Raw genomic sequence first — 17,955 nt, 5'->3', positions numbered from 1 at the left:
CCGGTGGCGCGACGCAGGACAACGTCATGAAGGTCGAGGCCTTCCCCGCGGCCGGCAGCAAGGTGCAGGCGACCGATTTCGTCGTCACCATTGGCGGTCAGGCCGGCAACGCTTCGGTCGCGATCGCGCGGCTCGGCGGCGATGCACGCTACGCCGGCGCGCTCGGCGGCAACGACGACGCCATCGCCAACTGGATCATCGAAAAGCTCAATGCCGAGCATGTCGATTGCACGCATGCGCGGCGTATCGACGGCGCGATGTCCTCGGTGTCGCTCATCATGCTCGACGCCACCGGCGAGAAGATGATTGCCACGCGGCGCGGCGAAGGCATTCTCAGCGCGGCGCCCGTCGACGCCGAGAAGACGGTCGATAGCGTCGACGCCGTGCTACTCGACAACCGCTATCCCAATTTCATGATGCCGATCGTCGAAGCCGCGACCAAGCGCGGCATTCCCCGCGTGCTCGATCTCGACCGGCCGGCCTCGATCGACGATCCGCTGCTCAACGGTTCGACGCATGTCGTGTCGTCGGCCGAGGCGATGCGCGGCACCACCGGCGAACAGGACTTCGGCGCCGCGCTGAAGAAGCTCGGCCAGACCTATAAGGGTTTCCTTGCCGTCACCGTCGGTCCCGACGGCGTCTATTGGCTCGACAAGGGCGAGGTCCGGCACATGGACGCATTCAAGGTGAAGTCGGTCGACACCTTGGGTGCCGGCGATACGTTTCACGGCGCCTTCACGCTGCGCCTGGTCGAAACCGGCGACGTCGTCGAGGCGATGCGCTTCGGCGCCGCCGCCGCCGCGATCAAATGCACCCGCTTCGGTGGCTTGATGGGCGCGGCGACGCGGGCCGAGGTCGAAGCGTTCTTGAAGGAGCGCGCGTGACCTTTTGTCCCGCGCGCGCAGCGCCACGTGCTGCGCCGCGTCCGCGGCAGGCTTACTTCTTCGACGGACAAGGCGCGCCGCACGGTGCGCAGGCGCCGGCAAAATCCTCCGGCGACACCGCGCGTCCACTGGACGGGCTGGTGAGATGCTGGCCGACGATGACGATCAGCGCGAGCACGGTGACGACAATATAGGTCTTGCGCATCGCGTTTATCCTTGCCCCATGATCTTATCCGAAAACCGGTACCCACTTTTCGGGATCATGGGCTAGTCCTTCGACATGCCGAACAGCGGCCGCAGGCGAATGCCGATCCAGCAGCCCGGCAGACACGCCAGGAACCAGACCCAGCCGTGCACGGAGCCGGAGGCGATGCCGCCGACAAAGGCGCCGATGTTGCAGCCGAAGCCGAGACGCGCCCCCCAGCCCATCAGCAAGCCGCCGACCGCGCCCGCCAGCAGCGACTTAACCGGCGGCCAGGATGCCGACGCGAACGGCTTCGTCGCAGCGGCCGCAGCCATGGCGCCGAAGATCACGCCGAAGTCGGTAAGGCTCGAGGTGTCGGACAGCACCGAATTGGTAAGCGCCTGCTTCGGGCCCGGCCATTGCCAGAACGCCGCGTTCGACAGATCGAATCCCAATGCGGTCGCGATCTTGGCGCCCCACACGGTGTAGCCGAACGTCACGCTCCAGGGATGGCCGCCGGCGGCAAACACGAACACGCACAGCAGGCCGATGGCGAGGCCGCCGACGATGTAGCTGCGGGATGGCTTCCAATTGGCGCCGCGCTTGCGGGCAATGGTGATGAAGATCGCGATGCCGATCGCAATGCTGACCAGCGTCGCGACGAGGCCGCCCCACGGGCCGAGATAATCGGAGGCGAGCACCGGATCGATGCCCCCCATCGCGAGGAACGGCGGCAAAGACAGACTGCCGAAGACGCTGCCGGCGATGAAGAAGGCCAGCGTCACCAACATGCGCCCGGAGCCGCCGCCGACCGTGTAGAGCGTGCCGGAGCCACAGCCATTGCCGAGCTGCATACCGATGCCGAACACGAAGGCGCCGATGATGAGCGAGGGGCCGAGCGGCGCAATGGCGCCGCCGTAGTTCGGATAGAGTGCCGCGACCGGCACGACCGCCAATGCGGCAACCGCGATGACGATGAGGCCGCCGATCAGACCGCCGGCTTCGCCGCTGTTGAGGAAACGGCGGAACGAAGCGGTGTAGCTGAATTCGGCCTTCCAGAACGCAATGCCGAGGCCGAAACCGCCGATCACCAGCGCGGCCGACGCCATCTGGCCGTCGAGCAGCACCAGCGCGGTGATCGCCGCGGTCGCGAGAATCGCGAGGCCGAGAAACAGAACGTCAATGCTGGCCCCCGCGCGCGCCGCGGGTGCTGAAAGTGTAGCGGTCGTCATTCAGTGAACCTCAATACGTCGTCGAACCTATCGCCGTCATCCTGAGGCGCGCGCGAGCCCTTCGCGAGCGAGCCTCGAAGGATGCACGGCCCCCACCTTTGCATTCGTCATCCTTCGAGGCTCGGCCTTCGGCCGAGCACCTCAAGATGACGGGATGAGCCTACAAGCCCATGCCGAGCGATTTCTTGATGTCATCCCACTTGGTGCGCGAGGACGCAATCGGACGGCTCGCGCTGCTCGTCCATTCGACCATCGAGCCGGCGTAGAGACGCGCTTCCTGGCGGCCCAAGACTTCGTGCAACACGAACCAGTCGGTCGCCGCCCAGTGGCCGGTGTTGCAATAGCTCACGGTCGGACCGGCCGGCACCGTGTCGGCGGCCTGCTCGAGTTCGGCCTTCGACTTCAGACGGCTGGTCTTGGCATCGAAGAACGATGCGCTGTCGACGTTAAGCGCGCCGGGGATGTGGCCGTAGGCCTGCGAAGCCGGAGCCTTCTCCTTGCCAAGGAAGAATGAGGCCGGACGCGCATCGACCAGCGCCGCGCCACCGCTGCCATTGATCTTCTCGACATCAGACGCCAGGGCCAGAATGCTGTTGTCGACCGACGCGGTAAACGTTTTCGGCGACGGCGCCTTCTCGCCGCTCTCGAACGGCAGACCCGCCTGCTTCCAGGCCGCGATGCCGCCGTCGAGGATCGAGAGCTTCTTCACCCCCGCGTACTTCAGCGTCCAATAGATACGGGCCGACGCGCCGAAATCGGTCACGTTCTCGCCCGTCGATACGACCACCACATGCGAGTCCTGGTCGATGCCGAGGCTGCCGATCAGCTTCTCCAAGTCAGCGGCCGACGGGACCATGAACGGTACGTTGTTACGGGTCACACGCCAGCCGGCCTTGTCATAGTCGCTGAAGACGCTGCCTGGAATGTGCGCCTCGGCATAGGCCTTCTGCCCGCCACCGTTACGGTCGGAGCGGATGTCGAGGACCACGAGGTCGCTGTCCTTGAGATGTTCATTCAGCCAAGCGGGGGTGACGAGGGGTTGTGCGTCGGCGGCGCGCGCCGCGACCGACACAAAGACGAGGGCCATCAGCGCGGCGGCGACAGCAGCCAGGCGGGAGACGAATCTTTCTTGCATTGACCGAATTCCAGTGCGGTTGTGCCACGAACGGCGGAAACTTTGGCCTTGAACTAGAATATTCTTCTATATAAAGACAGTATCATCCTGCAAATAAGAAAGTTATTTCATAGATGCGGGGAAATACAGTGCGAATGTTCTCGAGCCCGAAGGAACGAGAGAATGGATGCCATCGACCGCAAGATTCTGGCCGTCGTGCAGCAGGATGCTTCGCTCTCCGTCGCCGAAATTGGCCAGCGGGTGGGCCTGTCGTCGACGCCATGCTGGAAGCGGCTACAACGGCTGGAGGCCGACGGCGTCATCACACGCCGGGTTGCGATCATTGACCCGGACAAGGTCGGCCTCGGCATCACCGTGTTCGTCTCGGTCGAGACCGGCGACCATTCGCAGGACTGGCTGAAACGCTTCGCCGAAGTAGCCAGCGCCATGCCGGAGGTGATGGAATTTTACCGCATGGCGGGCGACGTCGACTACATGCTGCGTGTCGTCGTTGCCGACATGCAGAGCTACGACACCTTCTACAAAAAGCTGATCGCCACCGTGCCGCTCAAGAACGTCACGTCACGCTTTGCGATGGAGCGCATCAAGTCGACCACGGCGCTGCCGCTCGGCGTCAACGTCGGGGCGTGATCAGGTGCAGGTGGTGCCGTTGAATGTCGGCGCGGTGATACGCGGCGCCATATACATCTGATCCGACAGCGTGAGCGTGCCGGTGATCGTGTAACCGACCGCCGGCGTGTACGCGTAGCTGACCTGTGCGAACAGAAGCTGCGTATTGGCGACTTGCAGCGCCGACGGCAGCGTCGGCGTCCCGCTCAGGGCCGTGCCGCCGCGGGTCGTGCTCCACTTCACCGTCGCGTTCTTGTTCGCGTCGATCTTGATGCAAGACAGCGTCATACGCAGATTGCCCGCCGAATAGGGCGAGATGATCGCCGACGACGCATCCAATATATTAGTCATGTCGCTCGAGCTGATGGTCGACACCTGCGCCGACAAGTTCGCGAGCGCCGCCGCGATCAGGCTCACCTTGCGGTCGGCGGCAACGCCGTCCGAAATCTCGACGCTGCCGAAGTAAAGGCCGATCATCACCGGCGCGATCAGGGCGAACTCGACGGCCGATACGCCGCGGTTGTCGCGGCCGAGACGAAAGAACTTCATCCGCGCGCTCATCAGCATCCCCCGGACGTCGCGTAAGGCTCATTGCGGAACACGGAGGTCGCGACGAGCAGGCGGTAGTTGCCGTTCAGATTCGAAAGGTTGTTGCCGAGCAGCGAGACGTAGATCGGCCACTGATAGTAGAGCGTGACCACTTCGATGCAGCCGGGACCGCCGGGCACGTAGGTCATCTTGGTGGTGTCGAAATTGCCGTTCGCGACGGGCGCCGTGTTGTTGACGGCGCCGAAGCTGGAATACTGTTTGACGTCGACATAGACGCCGTTGGCGCAGTCGAACAAACCGTAGATGCGGTCGCACACCGCCTTCTTGAAATCCTGCTGGCTGTAGCTCGCGGTCTGCGCCTGCCCGGTCATGATCAGGCGCGAGGCTTCCGCCGCCGCGGTCTCGAGCGTCTGCCCCGCGAAGAAAACGAGCGCGGTTTCGAGGATGGCAAACAGCAGCGCGAAGAACGGCAGCGCAACCAGCGCAAACTCGACGGCCGTCGCGCCTTTCTGATCGCGCACGAACCGGCGCGCCAGCCGCTCCGGCAGCAGCCGGGCCAGCCGAATGGCCAATCTCGTGCGCGCCCTTTCCGACATGCGTGAACTCATCACCCGTTCCCAAACGAGTGCTTTCTTATCAAGTTCAAGTTGTCGAAGTGTTGCGGCCTGTTCCGACGCCGCCGCATCGATCTTAACAGCGTATTAACCCTGCGGCGCCGGCTTACTTCGGCGCCGTCGAACCCTGCGCCTGGCCATTGCGGGCGCCGGTCTGCGACAAGGTCTGGGTGAAGTACGTGTTCGAGTCACCGAGCGTAATGCGGCGTTCGCACTCCGGCGCACAGCTATAGGACTCGCGATCGACGCCCTTGTAGACGACCACCAAATCGCTGCTGCCTGGCCCGATCACCTGGATGGTCTTGTCCATGATGATCTTGCCGCCCCGATCGAGGGCCAGCATGTTGGTCTCGCCGTAGCCCTTGCCGGTCAGCACCACGATGCCACCGCTCTGCAACGTGGCGTCCGCGATCAGCGGGTTACCGATGACGACAGTCGCGACCTTTTCGGGCAGGCGCATGACGCGCGCTTGGTCGACATTGACGCTGACCGTGTCGGCCCGCACCGGCAGTGCCGCGACCGCGACAACCAGCAATGCGACAACAAGACCTCCGCGGCGCCAAACACCGGCCGACATCGCTTACTCTCCACGCAACGCACGCAACACAAAGCCCGGCGGACATCCCGGGTTCCTTAAACTTGACTCGAAATAGGTGAATGAAGTGCAAAGGGATACGGCTAGAGACGCCGCGTCACGTTCTTCCATTCAAAGAAGCGTCACACAGTTCGCGTGTCTGCACGGCAGTATTGGTTCGGCACAACGCTCTCTTAACCATAGTATTCAAGAGCGGCCGGCCTCAGCAACAATCCACCGATACGTAAAAATGGCGAAATTTGACCCCATAATTCTTCAATCAAATTAACTACCGCGCAAGCCACCGGCGCTACGGTCTCACCAAGACGGCGCAAATCCGTCACGTCAAACGGGCCGTGTTGCGTTGAGTAAAGGGTCACCGATGAAGAGCATGCTTGCGCGCTTCCTCAAAGAACAATCGGGTGCGACTGCGATCGAGTACGGGCTGATCGCCGCCGGCATTTCCGTCGCCATCATCGCCGTGGTCAGCGGCATCGGTTCCGCGCTCAACAGCAAGTTCGGCACAGTCTCGACGGGTCTGCAATAGTTCAGGCGGAGAAGTGCCGGCCGGAGCAACTGGGCCGGCACGGTTTACGAAAAGTAAAGCCGGCGCACGCGGGCGCTGAGGCATCGCTCAAAGGGTATTTCATCCATGGTCACCGACGCGATCAGGCTGCTGGTTTTCCCCGCCCTGATGGCGTTCGCCGCCTCGAGCGACCTGCTGACCATGACCATCTCGAACCGGCTGTCGCTGGCGCTCGCCGCGGCTTTCTTCATTGTCGCGGTGACGACCGGCATGCCGCTCGCCGTTGTCGGCATGCATCTGGCCGCCGCCGCGGTCGTGCTCGTGGTTTCGTTCGGCTTCTTCACGCAAGGCTGGATCGGTGGCGGCGACGCCAAACTCGCGGCCGCGACTGCATTGTGGTTCGGCTTCGACCATTTGTTGCCTTACCTGCTTTACGCGTCGGTGTTTGGCGGCGCGCTGACGTTGCTGATCCTGCAGTTCCGCAAGTTGCCTTTGCCTGCGGTGCTTGCGCGACAAGCCTGGATTCAGCGCCTGCATGAAACCGAGGGCGGCATCCCTTACGGTATTGCCCTCGCCGCTTCGGCGCTGGCGATCTATCCGGCGACATGGATGCCGGGCGCGATCTGAGCCGATGCGAGCCGCGGCAAGATTGCATTAACTCGATTTGGATACGGCTCCTTAACCATACCTTGACCTTTAGCTGCTCAAATCCTCTGCGAGCGGCCCTGTCGGTCGCGTTGTGGTTTACGCGGCGTTACGCGCCGCTTTGTCACGGTGAGAGTTAGCGTATGAAAGCCGCGCGAGTCGTAGTCCTGGCCGTCGCCCTCGGAGCGGGCGGCATTGCCGCGCTGCTGGCGGGCCGCTCGGAGAAGACTCCGGAGGTCAAGCCCGCACCTGTCGCGCAGGCTCCCAGCACCGAAGTTCTCGTCGCCAAATCCGACATCTCGATGGGGCAGACGCTTTCTCCCGGCGATGTCGAATGGCAGGCTTGGCCGGCCGGCACGACCGGCGGCAACTTCATCCGCAAGAGCGATCGCCCGGCCGCGATCGAAAATCTCGCGGGACAGATCGCGCGCGCGCCATTCGTCGCCGGCGAGCCGATCCGCGAAGCAAAGCTCGTGAACGCCAAGGGTTCCGGCTTCATGGCCGCGATCCTGCCCTCGGGCATGCGGGCGGTGTCGACGCAGATCTCGCCCGAGACCGGCGCGGGTGGCTTTATCCTGCCGAATGACCGCGTCGATGTGATCCTGACGCGCCGCAACCGCGACGCCGACCGTCCGGGTGCCGGCGAACAGCAGACGAGCGAGACCATCCTCAACAACATCCGCGTTCTCGCCATCGATCAGACGCTCGAGGACAAGAACGGCCAGAAGGTCGTGGTCGGCAAGACCGCGACGCTGGAGCTCGCGCCCGGCCAGGCCGAAACACTGGCGCTGGGCCAGCAGATGGGCACGCTGTCGCTCGCCTTGCGCAGCATCACCGACGCGGCCGGCGACGCGCCGAAGCCCGACGAGGAAGCGAACAACCGCGGCAGCGTCAACGTCGTTCGCTTCGGCATCAGCAAAAGCACGACATCGCGATGAGCGCTCGAGGGATCACCAGGCACATGGCCAACAAGTTCTCGATCCGCACGCCGATCCTGGCCGGCTTGATCTTCACGGGATTGCTGGCGGGCGCACCGGCGCGCGCCGCCGATCAGCCGCTGCAGGTGATTCAAGTGGCGGCAAGCGAAGCCACGTCGCGCTTCGTGCCGCTCGGCATCGGCAAGTCGGTCGCCATCGACGTGCCGCGCGACATCAAGGACGTGCTGGTTGCCAATCCGAAGATCGCCAATGCGGTCGTGCGCACATCGCGCCGCGTCTACATCATCGGCGTCGAGGTCGGTCAGACCAACATCTTCTTCTTCGATGCCGACGGCCGGCAGATCGCCGGCTTCGACATCGCCGTCACGCGCGACCTCAACGGCGTGCGCGCGGCGCTCAAGCAGATGATGCCGGATGCCGATCTCCGCATCGAGGGCGTCGGCAAGGATGCGGTCATGCTGTCCGGCAGCGCCTCGACGCCGGCGGAATCGCAGCAGGCTTACGAGATGGCCTCGCGGCTGGTCGGCGACGGCACCAAGGTCGTCAACGGCATCTCCGTCCGCGGCCGCGATCAAATCATGCTCAAGGTGACGGTCGCCGAAGTGCAGCGCGACGTCATCAAGCAACTCGGCATCGACCTGTCCGGCAGCTTCAACTACGGCACGTCGGTGGTGAACTTCAACAACACCAATCCGTTCTCGGCCAGCGGCCAGGCGCTTGCCGACAACTACCTCACCGGGTCGGTCAAGAACGTCAACGCGACGCTGCGCGCCATGGAGCGCGCCGGCGTCATCCGCACCTTGGCGGAACCGAACCTGACGGCGATCTCCGGCGAAACCGCGACCTTCATGGCGGGCGGCGAGTTCCCGATCCCCAGCGGCTTGTCTTGCGACACCACCAAGTCGCCGCCCGTCTGCCAACCGCAGATCGACTTCAAGAAATTCGGCGTCAGCCTGATGTTCACGCCCGTCGTCATGTCCGAAGGGCGCATCAGCCTCAAGGTCATGACCGAGGTGTCGGATCTGTCGACCGACAACGCCATGACACTGCAGATCACCGGCTCGCAATCGACCCTGACCGTGCCATCGATCCGCACCCGCCGCGCCGAGACCGTCGTCGAAATCCCGTCCGGCGGCTCGCTCGCGATGGCGGGCATGATCCAGGAACAGACGAAGCAGCAGATCAACGGCATCCCGGGCCTGATGCAACTGCCGATCCTCGGCACCTTGTTCAAGAGCCGCGATTACGTGAATCGCCAAAGCGAGCTGATGGTGCTGGTCACGCCCTATGTCGTGCGCGCCGTCGCGCAGAAGCAACTCTCGCGTCCGGACGACGGCTACGCCGATCCGAGCGATCCGCAGGCAGTGCTGCTGGGGCGGCTTAATCGCATCTACGGCGCCAACGGCAAGGCCGACGTCAAGCCGGCTGGAGACTACCGCGGCAAATACGGATTCATCCTCGATTGAGCTGGGGACACGACCAATGACTGCACTTCACACGGCCATCGTGCAACGGCACACCCGGACGGCCCTGCGCATCGTCGCGGCCGCCGGCCTCGCCGCGATGCTGGCCGGCTGCTATCAGACGCAGAAGGTCGCGGAGCCTGTCTATCCGACCGACTATCGCGATCGTCATCCGATCACGCTCAAGGAGCGCGAGCGCACCGTCGAGGTGTTCGTCGGCCGCAACCGCGGCGGGCTCACGCCCTCGCAAAGCGCCGATGTATTGTCGTTCGCTCAGCAATGGCGCCGCGAAGCGATGAGCGGCATCATCGTCGACGTGCCGCAAGGCGGCGGTATCGACCGCGCCGTGGCGGACTCGATGCGCGAAGTGCACTCGATTCTTGCCGCTTCCGGCGTGCCGCGTAACGCGGTCTATGTCCGCAAATACAAGCCGCTACCGGCGAGCCTCGCCAGCATCAAGCTCAACTATTCGAAGCTGACGGCCGAAGCCGGGCCATGCGGGAAGTGGCCGGCCGATCTCGGCCCCTCGATCGATTCCAAGGACTTCGACAACCGTCCTTATTGGAACCTCGGCTGCGCGACGCAGCGCAATCTCGCGGCCATGGTCGACAATCCGGCCGACCTCGTTCAACCGCGCGGCGAAAGTCCGCCCTATGCGGGCCGCCGTTCGATCGTGCTCGACAAGTACCGTAAGGGCGACAATCCCTCCGGTTCTTACGACGGTTACGACAAAGGCAAGATCAGCGATCTCGGAAAATGATCAAGCACGCTTACCAAGTCGCCGTTCCACAGGCTGAAAACGTGCCGCTCGCGCCGGATGGTTCCGGCGCGGACGAGCATATCGCGCCGGCCCCGCGCGTATCCTTGCAGGCGTTCTGCGAGACGGTGGAGACCGCCGCCGCCGCGCAGGCCGCCGGCGAGGACCGGCGTCTCGCCAAAGCGCATGTGAAGATCCAGATGGGCGGGATCAAAGCCGCCGTCGAAGCCTATCGCTCGTCGCCGACGCCGAACGTCATTCTCATCGAAGCGGGCAGCCGCGCCGACGATATCCTGCACGGCCTCGACCAGTTGGCGGAAGTCTGCGACGCCGGCACGCGGGTGATCGTGGTCGGCACCATCAATGACGTCACGCTCTATCGCGAGCTCACGCGCCGCGGGGTCAGCGACTATCTCATTGCGCCGGTCGGCACGCTCGACGTGGTGCGTTCGGTGTGCGGTCTGTTCTCCTCGCCCGACGCCAAGCCGGTCGGGCGCATCATCGCCGTGGTCGGCGCCAAAGGCGGCGTCGGCGCGTCGACGATCGCGCATAACATCGCCTGGTCGATCGGCCGCGATCTCTCACTCGATTCCGTCGTTACCGATCTCGACCTGGCCTTCGGCACGGCCGGCCTCGATTACAATCAGGATCCGCCGCAGGGCATCGCCGATGCTGTATTCTCGCCGGATCGCGTCGACACCGCTTTCGTCGACCGCCTGCTGTCGAAGTGCGACGAGCATCTGAGTCTGTTGGCGGCGCCGGCGACGCTCGACCGCGTCTACGATTTCGGCACCGAAGCTTTCGACGCCATTCTCGATTCGTTGCGCGGCTCGATTCCCTGCGTCGTGCTGGACGTGCCGCATCAGTGGACCGGTTGGACGCGGCGGCTGCTCACCGGCGCCGACGACATCCTGGTGGTGGCGGCGCCCGATCTCGCCAATCTGCGCAACGCCAAGAACATGGTCGATCTTCTGCGCGCCGCGCGGCCGAACGACCATCGTCCGCATTACTGTCTCAACCAAGTCGGGGTGCCCAAGCGTCCGGAGATCACGCCCGCCGACTTCGCCAAGGCACTGGAAGATCAACCGCTCGCCGTCATCCCGTTCGAGCCGCAACTGTTCGGAACAGCCGCCAACAACGGCCAGATGATCGCGGAAGTGTCCTCGGGCCACAAAACCGCGGACATGTTCCGCCAGCTCGCGCAAACGCTGACGGGCCGCGCCGAGGCCAAACGGTCGCGCAGCCTGTTCTCGCCGCTTCTGTCGAAGCTCATCAAGCGATCGAGTTAGGAGTTCGAGGTCAGTCGTGTTCGGTAAGCGTAGCGCAACCTCCGAAGCCCGCGACCCGGCGCCCGCGCCGCGGACGCCCTCGCCTGCGTTCGCATCGCCCGCGCCTGAACCGCCAAAACCCGCGCCGCAGGCGCCGGTCGATACCGGCCGCACACCGTTCCCCTCCGACGGCCTCGGCGCGCCGCTGGTGTCCGCGCCGTCGCCGACGCGCGCGCCGTCTTCCGTCAACATGGTGCCGAAGGCGATCGATACCCGCCGCTCCGAGGCCTATTACGAAACCAAGAGCACGATCTTCGGCGCGCTGATCGAGGCCATCGACCTCGCCCAGCTCGCGCGCCTCGACGCCGATTCCGCGCGCGAGGAAATCCGCGACATCGTCAACGAGATCATCGCGATCAAGAATATCGTGATGTCGATCTCGGAGCAGGAAGATCTGCTGGACGACATCTGCAACGACGTGCTCGGCTTCGGCCCGCTCGAGCCCTTGTTGTCGCGCGACGACATCGCCGACATCATGGTCAACGGCTCCGGCACGGTCTACATCGAAGTCGCCGGTAAAATTCAGAAGACCGGAATCCGCTTCCGCGACAACCAACAGCTTCTGAACATCTGCCAACGTATCGTCAGCCAGATCGGCCGCCGCGTCGACGAGAGCTCGCCGATATGCGACGCGCGCTTGCCCGACGGCTCCCGCGTCAACGCCATCGTGCCGCCGCTCGCGATCGATGGGCCGGCGCTCACCATTCGTAAATTCAAGAAGGACAAGCTGACCCTCGATCAGCTCGTCAAATTCGGCACCATCACGCCGCAGGGTGCCGAGATCCTGCGCATCGTCGGCCGCAGCCGCGTCAACACGCTGGTGTCCGGCGGCACCGGTTCGGGCAAAACCACGCTGCTGAACTGCCTCACGCAGTTCATCGACGACGACGAACGAATCATCACCTGCGAAGACGCGGCCGAACTTCAGCTGCAGCAGCCGCATGTGGTGCGCCTAGAAACGCGTCCACCGAACCTCGAAGGCGAAGGCCAGGTCACCATGCGCGACCTGGTGCGCAACTGTTTGCGTATGCGCCCGGAACGCATCATCGTCGGCGAAGTCCGCGGACCCGAGGCATTCGACCTGTTGCAGGCCATGAACACCGGCCACGACGGCTCGATGGGCACGCTGCACGCCAACAACCCGCGCGAAGCGCTGTCGCGTCTCGAATCCATGATCACCATGGGCGGCTTCACGCTGCCTTCGCGCACCATCCGCGAGATGATCGTTGCCTCGGTCGACGTCGTCATCCAGGCCGCGCGCCTGCGCGACGGCTCACGACGCATCACGCACATCACCGAAGTGATGGGCATGGAGGGCGACGTGATCATCACCCAGGACCTGTTCGTCTACGACATGATCGGCGAGGACGCGAAGGGCAACATCATCGGCCGCCATCGCGCCACCGGCATCGGCCGGCCGCGCTTCTGGGATCGCGCCCGCTACTATGGCGAGGAAGGCCGGCTCGCCGCCGCGCTCGACGCGGCGGAAGCGGCCAACGAGGAAATGCGGGGTTAAGCCATGGGCTCGCTCGGCATCTTCTTTCTCGCAGCGCTGAGCGTCGGCGGCATCGCCTGGGTATTCCTGTATCCGATCCTCTCCGGCGAGCGCAAAGCCGAGAAGCGGATGGAGACCGTCGCCAAGGCCGCGCCGACGACCCGCGTCTCGCGGGGCGCGACGCGATCACGCCGCGACGCCGTCGAGGCTACGCTCAAGGAATTCGAAGAGCGTCAGAAAAAGCACAAGAGCCCCCCGCTCAACATCCGGATCAACCAGGCCGGGCTGAGCTGGACGAAGCAACAGTTCATACTCATCTCGGCCGGCGTCGGCTTTGTCATGTTCATGCTCGGCTTGATGCTGGGCCCCGGACTGGTACCGGCCATCGCCATCGGCTTCGCCGGCGCATTCGGCCTGCCGCGCTGGCTGTTGTCGTTCCTCAAGAAGCGCCGCGAGGCCAAGTTTCTCGAGGCCTTCCCCGACGCGGTCGACATCATCGTGCGTGGTGTGAAAGCCGGCCTGCCGCTGCTCGACTGCATCAAGATGATCACCGTCGAAGCACCCGAGCCGCTGAAATCCGAATTCCGCGTGATCGTGGAGACGCAGGCGATCGGCATGCCGCTCGGCGAGGCCTGCGCCAAGCTCTACGAACGCACGCCGCTGCCGGAGGCGAACTTCTTCGGCATCGTCGTCGCCATCCAACAAAAGGCCGGCGGCAACTTGTCGGAAGCGCTCGGCAACCTGTCGCGGGTGTTGCGCGACCGCAAGAAGATGAAGGCCAAGATCAAGGCGATGTCGCAGGAGGCCAAGGCCTCCGCCGCCATCATCGGCTCGCTGCCGATCGCCGTGATGACGCTCGTTTACCTCTCCAGCCCCGGCTACATCAGCCTGCTGTTCACCGAACCGCTCGGACATTTGATGCTGGCCGGGTCGGCAGGATGGATGATGATGGGCGTGCTGGTGATGCGCAAGATGATCAACTTCGACTTCTAAGAACACGGGCAATGCTCAATTTCTTGATCGACTCGATCAATACCCAGACGCTGACGATGGTGTTTGCCGCCATCGCCGCGGCCGCGACGGTATTGACCTTGGCGATGCCTCTCGTGTTCTCCGATCCGCTCGGCAAGCGCATGAAAGCGGTGGCGGTCGAGCGCGAGAAGATCCGCGCACGCGAACGCGAACGCATGGCGCAGGAGCGGCAGCGCGTTAGCCTCCGGCAGTCGCCCAAGCAGTACATCCAGGCGGTCGTCGACCGTTTCAACCTGAGCAAATGGGTCGGGCAGGAAGAGGCACGGCTCAAGCTGGTGCAGGCCGGCTACCGCGGCCAGGCGCCTTACGTCACGTATCTCTTCTTCCGCATGGTGACTCCCGTCGCCGCGCTTCTGTTCGCCGCCTTCTACCTTTTCGTCGTGGTCAAGTTCGACCAGCCGACCACCATCAAGATCGGCATCTGCATCGGCGCGGCCTACCTCGGCATGCATCTGCCGCTGATGATCCTCAAGAGTCAGATTCAAAAGCGGCAGACCTCGATCAAACGCGCTTTCCCGGACACGCTCGATCTGCTGCTGATCTGCGTCGAGTCCGGCATGTCGATCGAAGCGGCGTTGAAAAAGGTGAGCGAGGAAGTGGGCACGCAGTCGGTGGCGCTGGCCGAGGAACTGACGCTTACGAACGCCGAACTGTCGTACCTGCCGGATCGCCGGCAGGCTTATGAGAACCTCGCCAAGCGTACGGACCTCGACGGCGTAAAATCGGTGTGCATGGCCTTGCAGCAGGCCGAACGCTACGGCACGCCGCTCGCGCAGATGCTGCGCGTCATGGCGCAGGAAAACCGCGACATGCGCATGGCGGAAGCCGAGAAGAAGGCCGCCGGCCTGCCGCCCAAGCTGACGGTGCCGATGATCCTGTTCTTCCTGCCGGTGCTGTTCATCGTCATTCTCGGCCCCGCCGCGATCAAGATGATGGCAGTGCAGTAGGCGTTACGCTGCCTTGCGGCTGGCGAGGAAGTCGCCCATGCGGCCGAGTGCCTTCAGGATGTTCTCGGTCGAGTTGGCATAAGACAGCCGCAGATAGCCTTCACCGAGAATGCCGAAGTCCGGACCGCCGATGGTGACGACACCGGTTTCGTTGAGCAGCGTGTTGGCCAGCTCCTTGGCCTTCCAGCCCGTCGCCTTGATGTTGGGGAAGGCGTAGAAGGCGCCTTTCGGCACGACGCAAGAGACGCCGGGCAGCTTGTTCAAGCCCTCGACCACGACTTTCCGCCGCCGGTCGAACTCCGCGACCATCTTGTCCACTTCGTCCTGCGGGCCGGTGAGCGCGGCAAGACCGGCATACTGAGCGGAAGCGTTGACACAGGAATGCAGATTGACCGACAGCTTGCGCGCATAATCGTACAGCTTGCCAGGCCACACCGCGTAGCCGAGCCGCCAACCCGTCATTGCATAGGTCTTCGACCAGCCATTGAGCAGGATCAGCCGATCGCGGATCGACGGATACGACAACAGGCACACGTGCTTCTCGCCGTCATAGACCATGTGGTCGTAGATCTCGTCCGACATGACGGCAACGTCCGGCCACTTCTCGAGTCCGGCGACCAATTTGTCGATCTCGCTCTTTGGCGTAACGCCGCCGGTCGGATTGGCCGGCGAATTGATGATGAGCAGCCGCGTCTTCGGCGTGATCAGCTTCAACGTTTCTTCGGCCGAAAAAGCAAAGCCGTTCTCCTCGCGGATCGGCACCGGCACCGGTGTCGCGCCGGTGAACTCGATCATCGAGCGATAGATCGGAAAGCCGGGATCGGGATACATGATCTCCGCGCCGGGCTCGCCTAACATCAGGATCGACATGAACATGGTCGGCTTGCCGCCGGGCATGATCATCACGCTATCCGGCGAGACCTCCACCTTGAAGCGCTTGTGCAGGTCCGCGGCGACGGCCTCGCGCAGCGCTGGAATGCCGTTCGCGGCTGTGTAGCCATGATGGCCGTCGCGCAGCGCCTTGATCGCAGCCTCGACGATGAAATCCGGCGTGCGGAAGTCGGGCTGGCCGATGCCGAGGCTGATGACGTCGCGACCCTGCGCGGCCAGCGCATTGGCGCGTGCCAGCACGGCGAAGGCATTCTCCTCTCCGATACGATCGAAAGCCGCGACCGTTTTCAGCATGTCGACACTCCGCACCATAAAGCTATTGAAATTATTGAACTTTAACCAGCACCTTCGGACTCATCAAGCCAGCATCGGCGCCCGCGCGAATGCGCGCAGGCCGGTCCACCTCTTCTCGGCCAAGGCCCGGGGTTGGCATTGGCCACGGCTCGTCGCTGCTACGAGCACGGACCTATCGCACAGTTAAACAACGCTGATGATTGCATCAGCGAATGGCATTGTCCTTTTCGTGCCGGCCGTGGCACCGTCGTTCGAACATCTGCCGGGAGAACGCCATGGCTGCTCCGTCCGTCAGCGACAAACGCAACGCTTTCCGCAAGCTGCATGAAAGCGGCTGCTTCGTCATTCCCAATCCCTGGGACGTGGGCAGCACGCGCTATCTGCAGCATCTCGGCTTCAAGGCGCTGGCCTCGACCAGCGCCGGCTTCGCCTTCGCTTTGGGAATGGCCGACGGCGCGGTCAGCCGCGATATGGTTCTCGCACACATCGCCGAGATCGTGGCCGCGAGCGACTTGCCCGTGAACGCCGACTACGAAGGCGGCTTCGCGCACGACCCGCAGGGCGTTGCCGAGAACGTGCGATTGTGCGTCGAGACCGGCGTCGCCGGCCTCTCGATCGAAGATGCGACGGGCGATGCCGCCAAGCCGCTTTACGATCTCGACCAGGCGGTCGCGCGCATGCGCGCCGCGCGCTCAGCGATCGACAAGACCGGCAGCGGCGTGCTGCTGACCGGCCGGTGCGAGACCTTTCTGGTTGCCAAGCCCGACCTCGCCTTCGCCATCGAGCGCCTGAAAGCCTACAGCGATGCCGGCGCCGACGTGCTCTATGCACCGGGCATCCGTACGCGCGAGCAGATCGAGGCGGTGGTCAAGGCCGTTGCGCCGAAGCCGATCAACCTGCTGATGCCGGCGGCGCTCGGCTTCACGGTCGACGAGATCGCCGCGATGGGCGTGCGCCGGATCAGCGTTGGCTCGACCATGGCGCGCGTGGCGTGGACCGCCTTCATCAACGCGGCCAAAGAGATCGCGGAGAAAGGCACCTTCGACAGCTTCAAAGGCACGGTGCCGCACGCCGAGCTGAACACCTTTTTCCGCGACGACCTGCCCAAGCGAACGAGAACGTGACCGAACCTCTGGCGCACGACATCCACCCGCGGACCGGCCAGCCGATCGGCTTGCCGGTCGACAGCACGCCGGCGCAGCGCCCTGGCCCCGTGGTGCTCCAAGGACGCTTCGGGCGCATTGAAAAGCTGACGCCGGAGCACGCATCCGGCCTGTGGCAAGTCTTCGCCGGTCATCCGGAAGTGTGGACTTACATTTCGACCGACGGGCCGTTCGACAGTGAGGACGCATTCACGCCGTTCATCGTCATGCGCGCGGCGGCAGCCGATCCTTATGCCTACGCGATCGTCGACCGCACCGGTCAGCCCGTCGGCTACTTCACACTGATGGAGATCCGGCCGGAGATGCGCGTCATCGAGGTCGGCCACGTGCTCTATTCGCCGGCCTTGCAACGCACGCCGCTCGGCACCGAGGCGCAGTATCTGCTCGCACGCTATGCCTTCGAGACGCTCGGCTATCGCCGTTACGAATGGAAATGCAATGCGCTGAACGCGGCGTCGCGACGTGCCGCCTTGCGCTACGGCTTCACCTACGAGGGCACCTTCCGCCAGCATCTCATCGCCAAAGGCCACAACCGCGACAATGCCTGGTTTTCCATGCTCGACAGCGAGTGGCCGGCACGCAGATCCGCCTTCGAGCGCTGGCTGCGACTGGAAAACTTTGTTGACGGAAGGCAGGTCGAATCCCTCACGTCCCTGAACGGCGCCGCCTGAAAATTCATACCGGCCATACCGGCG

Annotated in this window: 20 protein-coding genes; 13 read left to right on the top strand and 7 right to left on the bottom strand. The window is 64.0% G+C overall.

All coding sequences use genetic code 11. The annotated features are described in order from the left end of the window. Nucleotides 1–26 precede the first annotated feature (26 nt). Nucleotides 27–884 (top strand): PfkB family carbohydrate kinase, encoded by an 858-nt coding sequence (locus DW352_RS21140; protein ID WP_115693184.1) that lies wholly within the window; start codon nt 27–29, stop codon nt 882–884. Between the two features lie 52 nt (nt 885–936). On the opposite strand, the gene DW352_RS27105 is transcribed toward DW352_RS21140, so the two are convergent. The 3 genes from DW352_RS27105 to DW352_RS21130 form a co-directional block, all read right to left on the bottom strand. After that, a complete protein-coding gene (locus DW352_RS27105) occupies nt 937–1,089 on the bottom strand; it encodes a hypothetical protein (RefSeq protein ID WP_170153529.1) in 153 nt (50 codons plus the stop codon). Between the two features lie 62 nt (nt 1,090–1,151). Beyond that, nucleotides 1,152–2,300, bottom strand: coding sequence for a YeeE/YedE family protein (locus tag DW352_RS21135; protein WP_115693183.1), 1,149 nt, complete (start codon nt 2,298–2,300; stop codon nt 1,152–1,154). A gap of 160 nt (nt 2,301–2,460) precedes the next feature. Next, nucleotides 2,461–3,435 (bottom strand): sulfurtransferase, encoded by a 975-nt coding sequence (locus tag DW352_RS21130; protein ID WP_115693182.1) that lies wholly within the window; start codon nt 3,433–3,435, stop codon nt 2,461–2,463. A 162-nt stretch (nt 3,436–3,597) separates the two neighbouring features. Here DW352_RS21130 and DW352_RS21125 point away from each other — a divergent pair, with 162 nt between their 5' ends. Further along, the gene (locus DW352_RS21125; RefSeq protein ID WP_115693181.1) at nt 3,598–4,065 is read left to right on the top strand and encodes an Lrp/AsnC family transcriptional regulator; all 468 of its coding nucleotides are present in this window, start codon (nt 3,598–3,600) and stop codon (nt 4,063–4,065) included. Here the strand turns inward: DW352_RS21125 and DW352_RS21120 are convergent, their stop codons facing one another. From DW352_RS21120 to DW352_RS21110, 3 genes are all read right to left on the bottom strand, one after another. Further along, nucleotides 4,066–4,605: a TadE/TadG family type IV pilus assembly protein gene (locus DW352_RS21120; protein ID WP_210209871.1), complete on the bottom strand. Its 540-nt coding sequence runs from the start codon at nt 4,603–4,605 to the stop codon at nt 4,066–4,068. Next, the gene (locus DW352_RS21115; protein ID WP_115693179.1) at nt 4,605–5,189 is read right to left on the bottom strand and encodes a TadE/TadG family type IV pilus assembly protein; all 585 of its coding nucleotides are present in this window, start codon (nt 5,187–5,189) and stop codon (nt 4,605–4,607) included. Before DW352_RS21115 ends, DW352_RS21120 begins: the two co-directional genes overlap by 1 nt. 124 nt (nt 5,190–5,313) lie before the next feature. Beyond that, nucleotides 5,314–5,784: a pilus assembly protein N-terminal domain-containing protein gene (locus DW352_RS21110; protein WP_115693178.1), complete on the bottom strand. Its 471-nt coding sequence runs from the start codon at nt 5,782–5,784 to the stop codon at nt 5,314–5,316. 379 nt (nt 5,785–6,163) lie between these two features. Between DW352_RS21110 and DW352_RS21105 the strand changes: the two genes are divergently transcribed. The 9 genes from DW352_RS21105 (at nt 6,164) to DW352_RS21065 (ending at nt 14,912) form a co-directional block, all read left to right on the top strand. Beyond that, entirely contained in the window at nt 6,164–6,328 is a 165-nt protein-coding gene (locus DW352_RS21105; protein ID WP_115693177.1) for a Flp family type IVb pilin, read from the top strand. A 105-nt stretch (nt 6,329–6,433) separates the two neighbouring features. Then, complete coding sequence (locus DW352_RS21100; RefSeq protein ID WP_115693176.1) at nt 6,434–6,934, top strand: A24 family peptidase; 501 nt, start codon at nt 6,434–6,436, stop codon at nt 6,932–6,934. Between the two features lie 161 nt (nt 6,935–7,095). Continuing rightward, on the top strand, nt 7,096–7,890 hold the full coding sequence (gene cpaB, locus DW352_RS21095; RefSeq protein WP_115693175.1) for a Flp pilus assembly protein CpaB: 795 nt from the start codon (nt 7,096–7,098) through the stop codon (nt 7,888–7,890). Nucleotides 7,891–7,913: 23 nt separating this feature from the next. Beyond that, complete coding sequence (locus tag DW352_RS21090) at nt 7,914–9,356, top strand: type II and III secretion system protein family protein (RefSeq protein ID WP_115693174.1); 1,443 nt, start codon at nt 7,914–7,916, stop codon at nt 9,354–9,356. A 16-nt stretch (nt 9,357–9,372) separates the two neighbouring features. Beyond that, nucleotides 9,373–10,113 carry a CpaD family pilus assembly protein gene (locus DW352_RS21085; RefSeq protein ID WP_115693173.1) on the top strand — a complete coding sequence of 247 codons (741 nt, stop codon included), beginning with the start codon at nt 9,373–9,375 and terminating at the stop codon, nt 10,111–10,113. Beyond that, complete coding sequence (locus tag DW352_RS21080; protein ID WP_245434208.1) at nt 10,110–11,399, top strand: CpaE/TadZ family protein; 1,290 nt, start codon at nt 10,110–10,112, stop codon at nt 11,397–11,399. The genes DW352_RS21085 and DW352_RS21080 overlap by 4 nt, the downstream gene beginning before the upstream one ends. Before the next feature lie 16 nt (nt 11,400–11,415). Next, a complete protein-coding gene (locus DW352_RS21075) occupies nt 11,416–12,954 on the top strand; it encodes a TadA family conjugal transfer-associated ATPase (protein WP_115693172.1) in 1,539 nt (512 codons plus the stop codon). A 3-nt stretch (nt 12,955–12,957) separates the two neighbouring features. Continuing rightward, nucleotides 12,958–13,926, top strand: a complete 969-nt coding sequence (locus tag DW352_RS21070; RefSeq protein WP_115693171.1) for a type II secretion system F family protein — start codon at nt 12,958–12,960, stop codon at nt 13,924–13,926. A gap of 11 nt (nt 13,927–13,937) precedes the next feature. Next, nucleotides 13,938–14,912, top strand: coding sequence for a type II secretion system F family protein (locus DW352_RS21065; RefSeq protein ID WP_115693170.1), 975 nt, complete (start codon nt 13,938–13,940; stop codon nt 14,910–14,912). 3 nt (nt 14,913–14,915) lie between these two features. Here the strand turns inward: DW352_RS21065 and DW352_RS21060 are convergent, their stop codons facing one another. Continuing rightward, complete coding sequence (locus DW352_RS21060; protein WP_115694536.1) at nt 14,916–16,097, bottom strand: pyridoxal phosphate-dependent aminotransferase; 1,182 nt, start codon at nt 16,095–16,097, stop codon at nt 14,916–14,918. Between the two features lie 275 nt (nt 16,098–16,372). Between DW352_RS21060 and DW352_RS21055 the strand changes: the two genes are divergently transcribed. Continuing rightward, nucleotides 16,373–17,221 (top strand): isocitrate lyase/PEP mutase family protein, encoded by an 849-nt coding sequence (locus DW352_RS21055; protein WP_115693169.1) that lies wholly within the window; start codon nt 16,373–16,375, stop codon nt 17,219–17,221. Continuing rightward, nucleotides 17,218–17,931 (top strand): GNAT family N-acetyltransferase, encoded by a 714-nt coding sequence (locus DW352_RS21050; protein ID WP_245434207.1) that lies wholly within the window; start codon nt 17,218–17,220, stop codon nt 17,929–17,931. The genes DW352_RS21055 and DW352_RS21050 overlap by 4 nt, the downstream gene beginning before the upstream one ends. The last annotated feature ends 24 nt before the right edge of the window (nt 17,932–17,955 follow it).

This window comes from Pseudolabrys taiwanensis (assembly GCF_003367395.1).
Taxonomy (GTDB): domain Bacteria; phylum Pseudomonadota; class Alphaproteobacteria; order Rhizobiales; family Xanthobacteraceae; genus Pseudolabrys; species Pseudolabrys taiwanensis.
This window is presented reverse-complemented; position numbering and strand designations above follow the sequence as displayed.

What these genes read in the sequence shown, in the direction of transcription:
- DW352_RS21140 (WP_115693184.1), top strand. Translation starts at nt 27, where the DNA reads ATGAAGGTCGAGGCCTTCCCCGCGGCCGGCAGCAAGGTGCAGGCGACC.
- DW352_RS27105 (WP_170153529.1), bottom strand. Translation starts at nt 1,089, where the DNA reads ATGCGCAAGACCTATATTGTCGTCACCGTGCTCGCGCTGATCGTCATC.
- DW352_RS21135 (WP_115693183.1), bottom strand. Translation starts at nt 2,300, where the DNA reads ATGACGACCGCTACACTTTCAGCACCCGCGGCGCGCGCGGGGGCCAGC.
- DW352_RS21130 (WP_115693182.1), bottom strand. Translation starts at nt 3,435, where the DNA reads ATGCAAGAAAGATTCGTCTCCCGCCTGGCTGCTGTCGCCGCCGCGCTG.
- DW352_RS21125 (WP_115693181.1), top strand. Translation starts at nt 3,598, where the DNA reads ATGGATGCCATCGACCGCAAGATTCTGGCCGTCGTGCAGCAGGATGCT.
- DW352_RS21120 (WP_210209871.1), bottom strand. Translation starts at nt 4,605, where the DNA reads ATGAGCGCGCGGATGAAGTTCTTTCGTCTCGGCCGCGACAACCGCGGC.
- DW352_RS21115 (WP_115693179.1), bottom strand. Translation starts at nt 5,189, where the DNA reads ATGTCGGAAAGGGCGCGCACGAGATTGGCCATTCGGCTGGCCCGGCTG.
- DW352_RS21110 (WP_115693178.1), bottom strand. Translation starts at nt 5,784, where the DNA reads ATGTCGGCCGGTGTTTGGCGCCGCGGAGGTCTTGTTGTCGCATTGCTG.
- DW352_RS21105 (WP_115693177.1), top strand. Translation starts at nt 6,164, where the DNA reads ATGAAGAGCATGCTTGCGCGCTTCCTCAAAGAACAATCGGGTGCGACT.
- DW352_RS21100 (WP_115693176.1), top strand. Translation starts at nt 6,434, where the DNA reads ATGGTCACCGACGCGATCAGGCTGCTGGTTTTCCCCGCCCTGATGGCG.
- cpaB (WP_115693175.1), top strand. Translation starts at nt 7,096, where the DNA reads ATGAAAGCCGCGCGAGTCGTAGTCCTGGCCGTCGCCCTCGGAGCGGGC.
- DW352_RS21090 (WP_115693174.1), top strand. Translation starts at nt 7,914, where the DNA reads ATGGCCAACAAGTTCTCGATCCGCACGCCGATCCTGGCCGGCTTGATC.
- DW352_RS21085 (WP_115693173.1), top strand. Translation starts at nt 9,373, where the DNA reads ATGACTGCACTTCACACGGCCATCGTGCAACGGCACACCCGGACGGCC.
- DW352_RS21080 (WP_245434208.1), top strand. Translation starts at nt 10,110, where the DNA reads ATGATCAAGCACGCTTACCAAGTCGCCGTTCCACAGGCTGAAAACGTG.
- DW352_RS21070 (WP_115693171.1), top strand. Translation starts at nt 12,958, where the DNA reads ATGGGCTCGCTCGGCATCTTCTTTCTCGCAGCGCTGAGCGTCGGCGGC.
- DW352_RS21065 (WP_115693170.1), top strand. Translation starts at nt 13,938, where the DNA reads ATGCTCAATTTCTTGATCGACTCGATCAATACCCAGACGCTGACGATG.
- DW352_RS21060 (WP_115694536.1), bottom strand. Translation starts at nt 16,097, where the DNA reads ATGCTGAAAACGGTCGCGGCTTTCGATCGTATCGGAGAGGAGAATGCC.
- DW352_RS21055 (WP_115693169.1), top strand. Translation starts at nt 16,373, where the DNA reads ATGGCTGCTCCGTCCGTCAGCGACAAACGCAACGCTTTCCGCAAGCTG.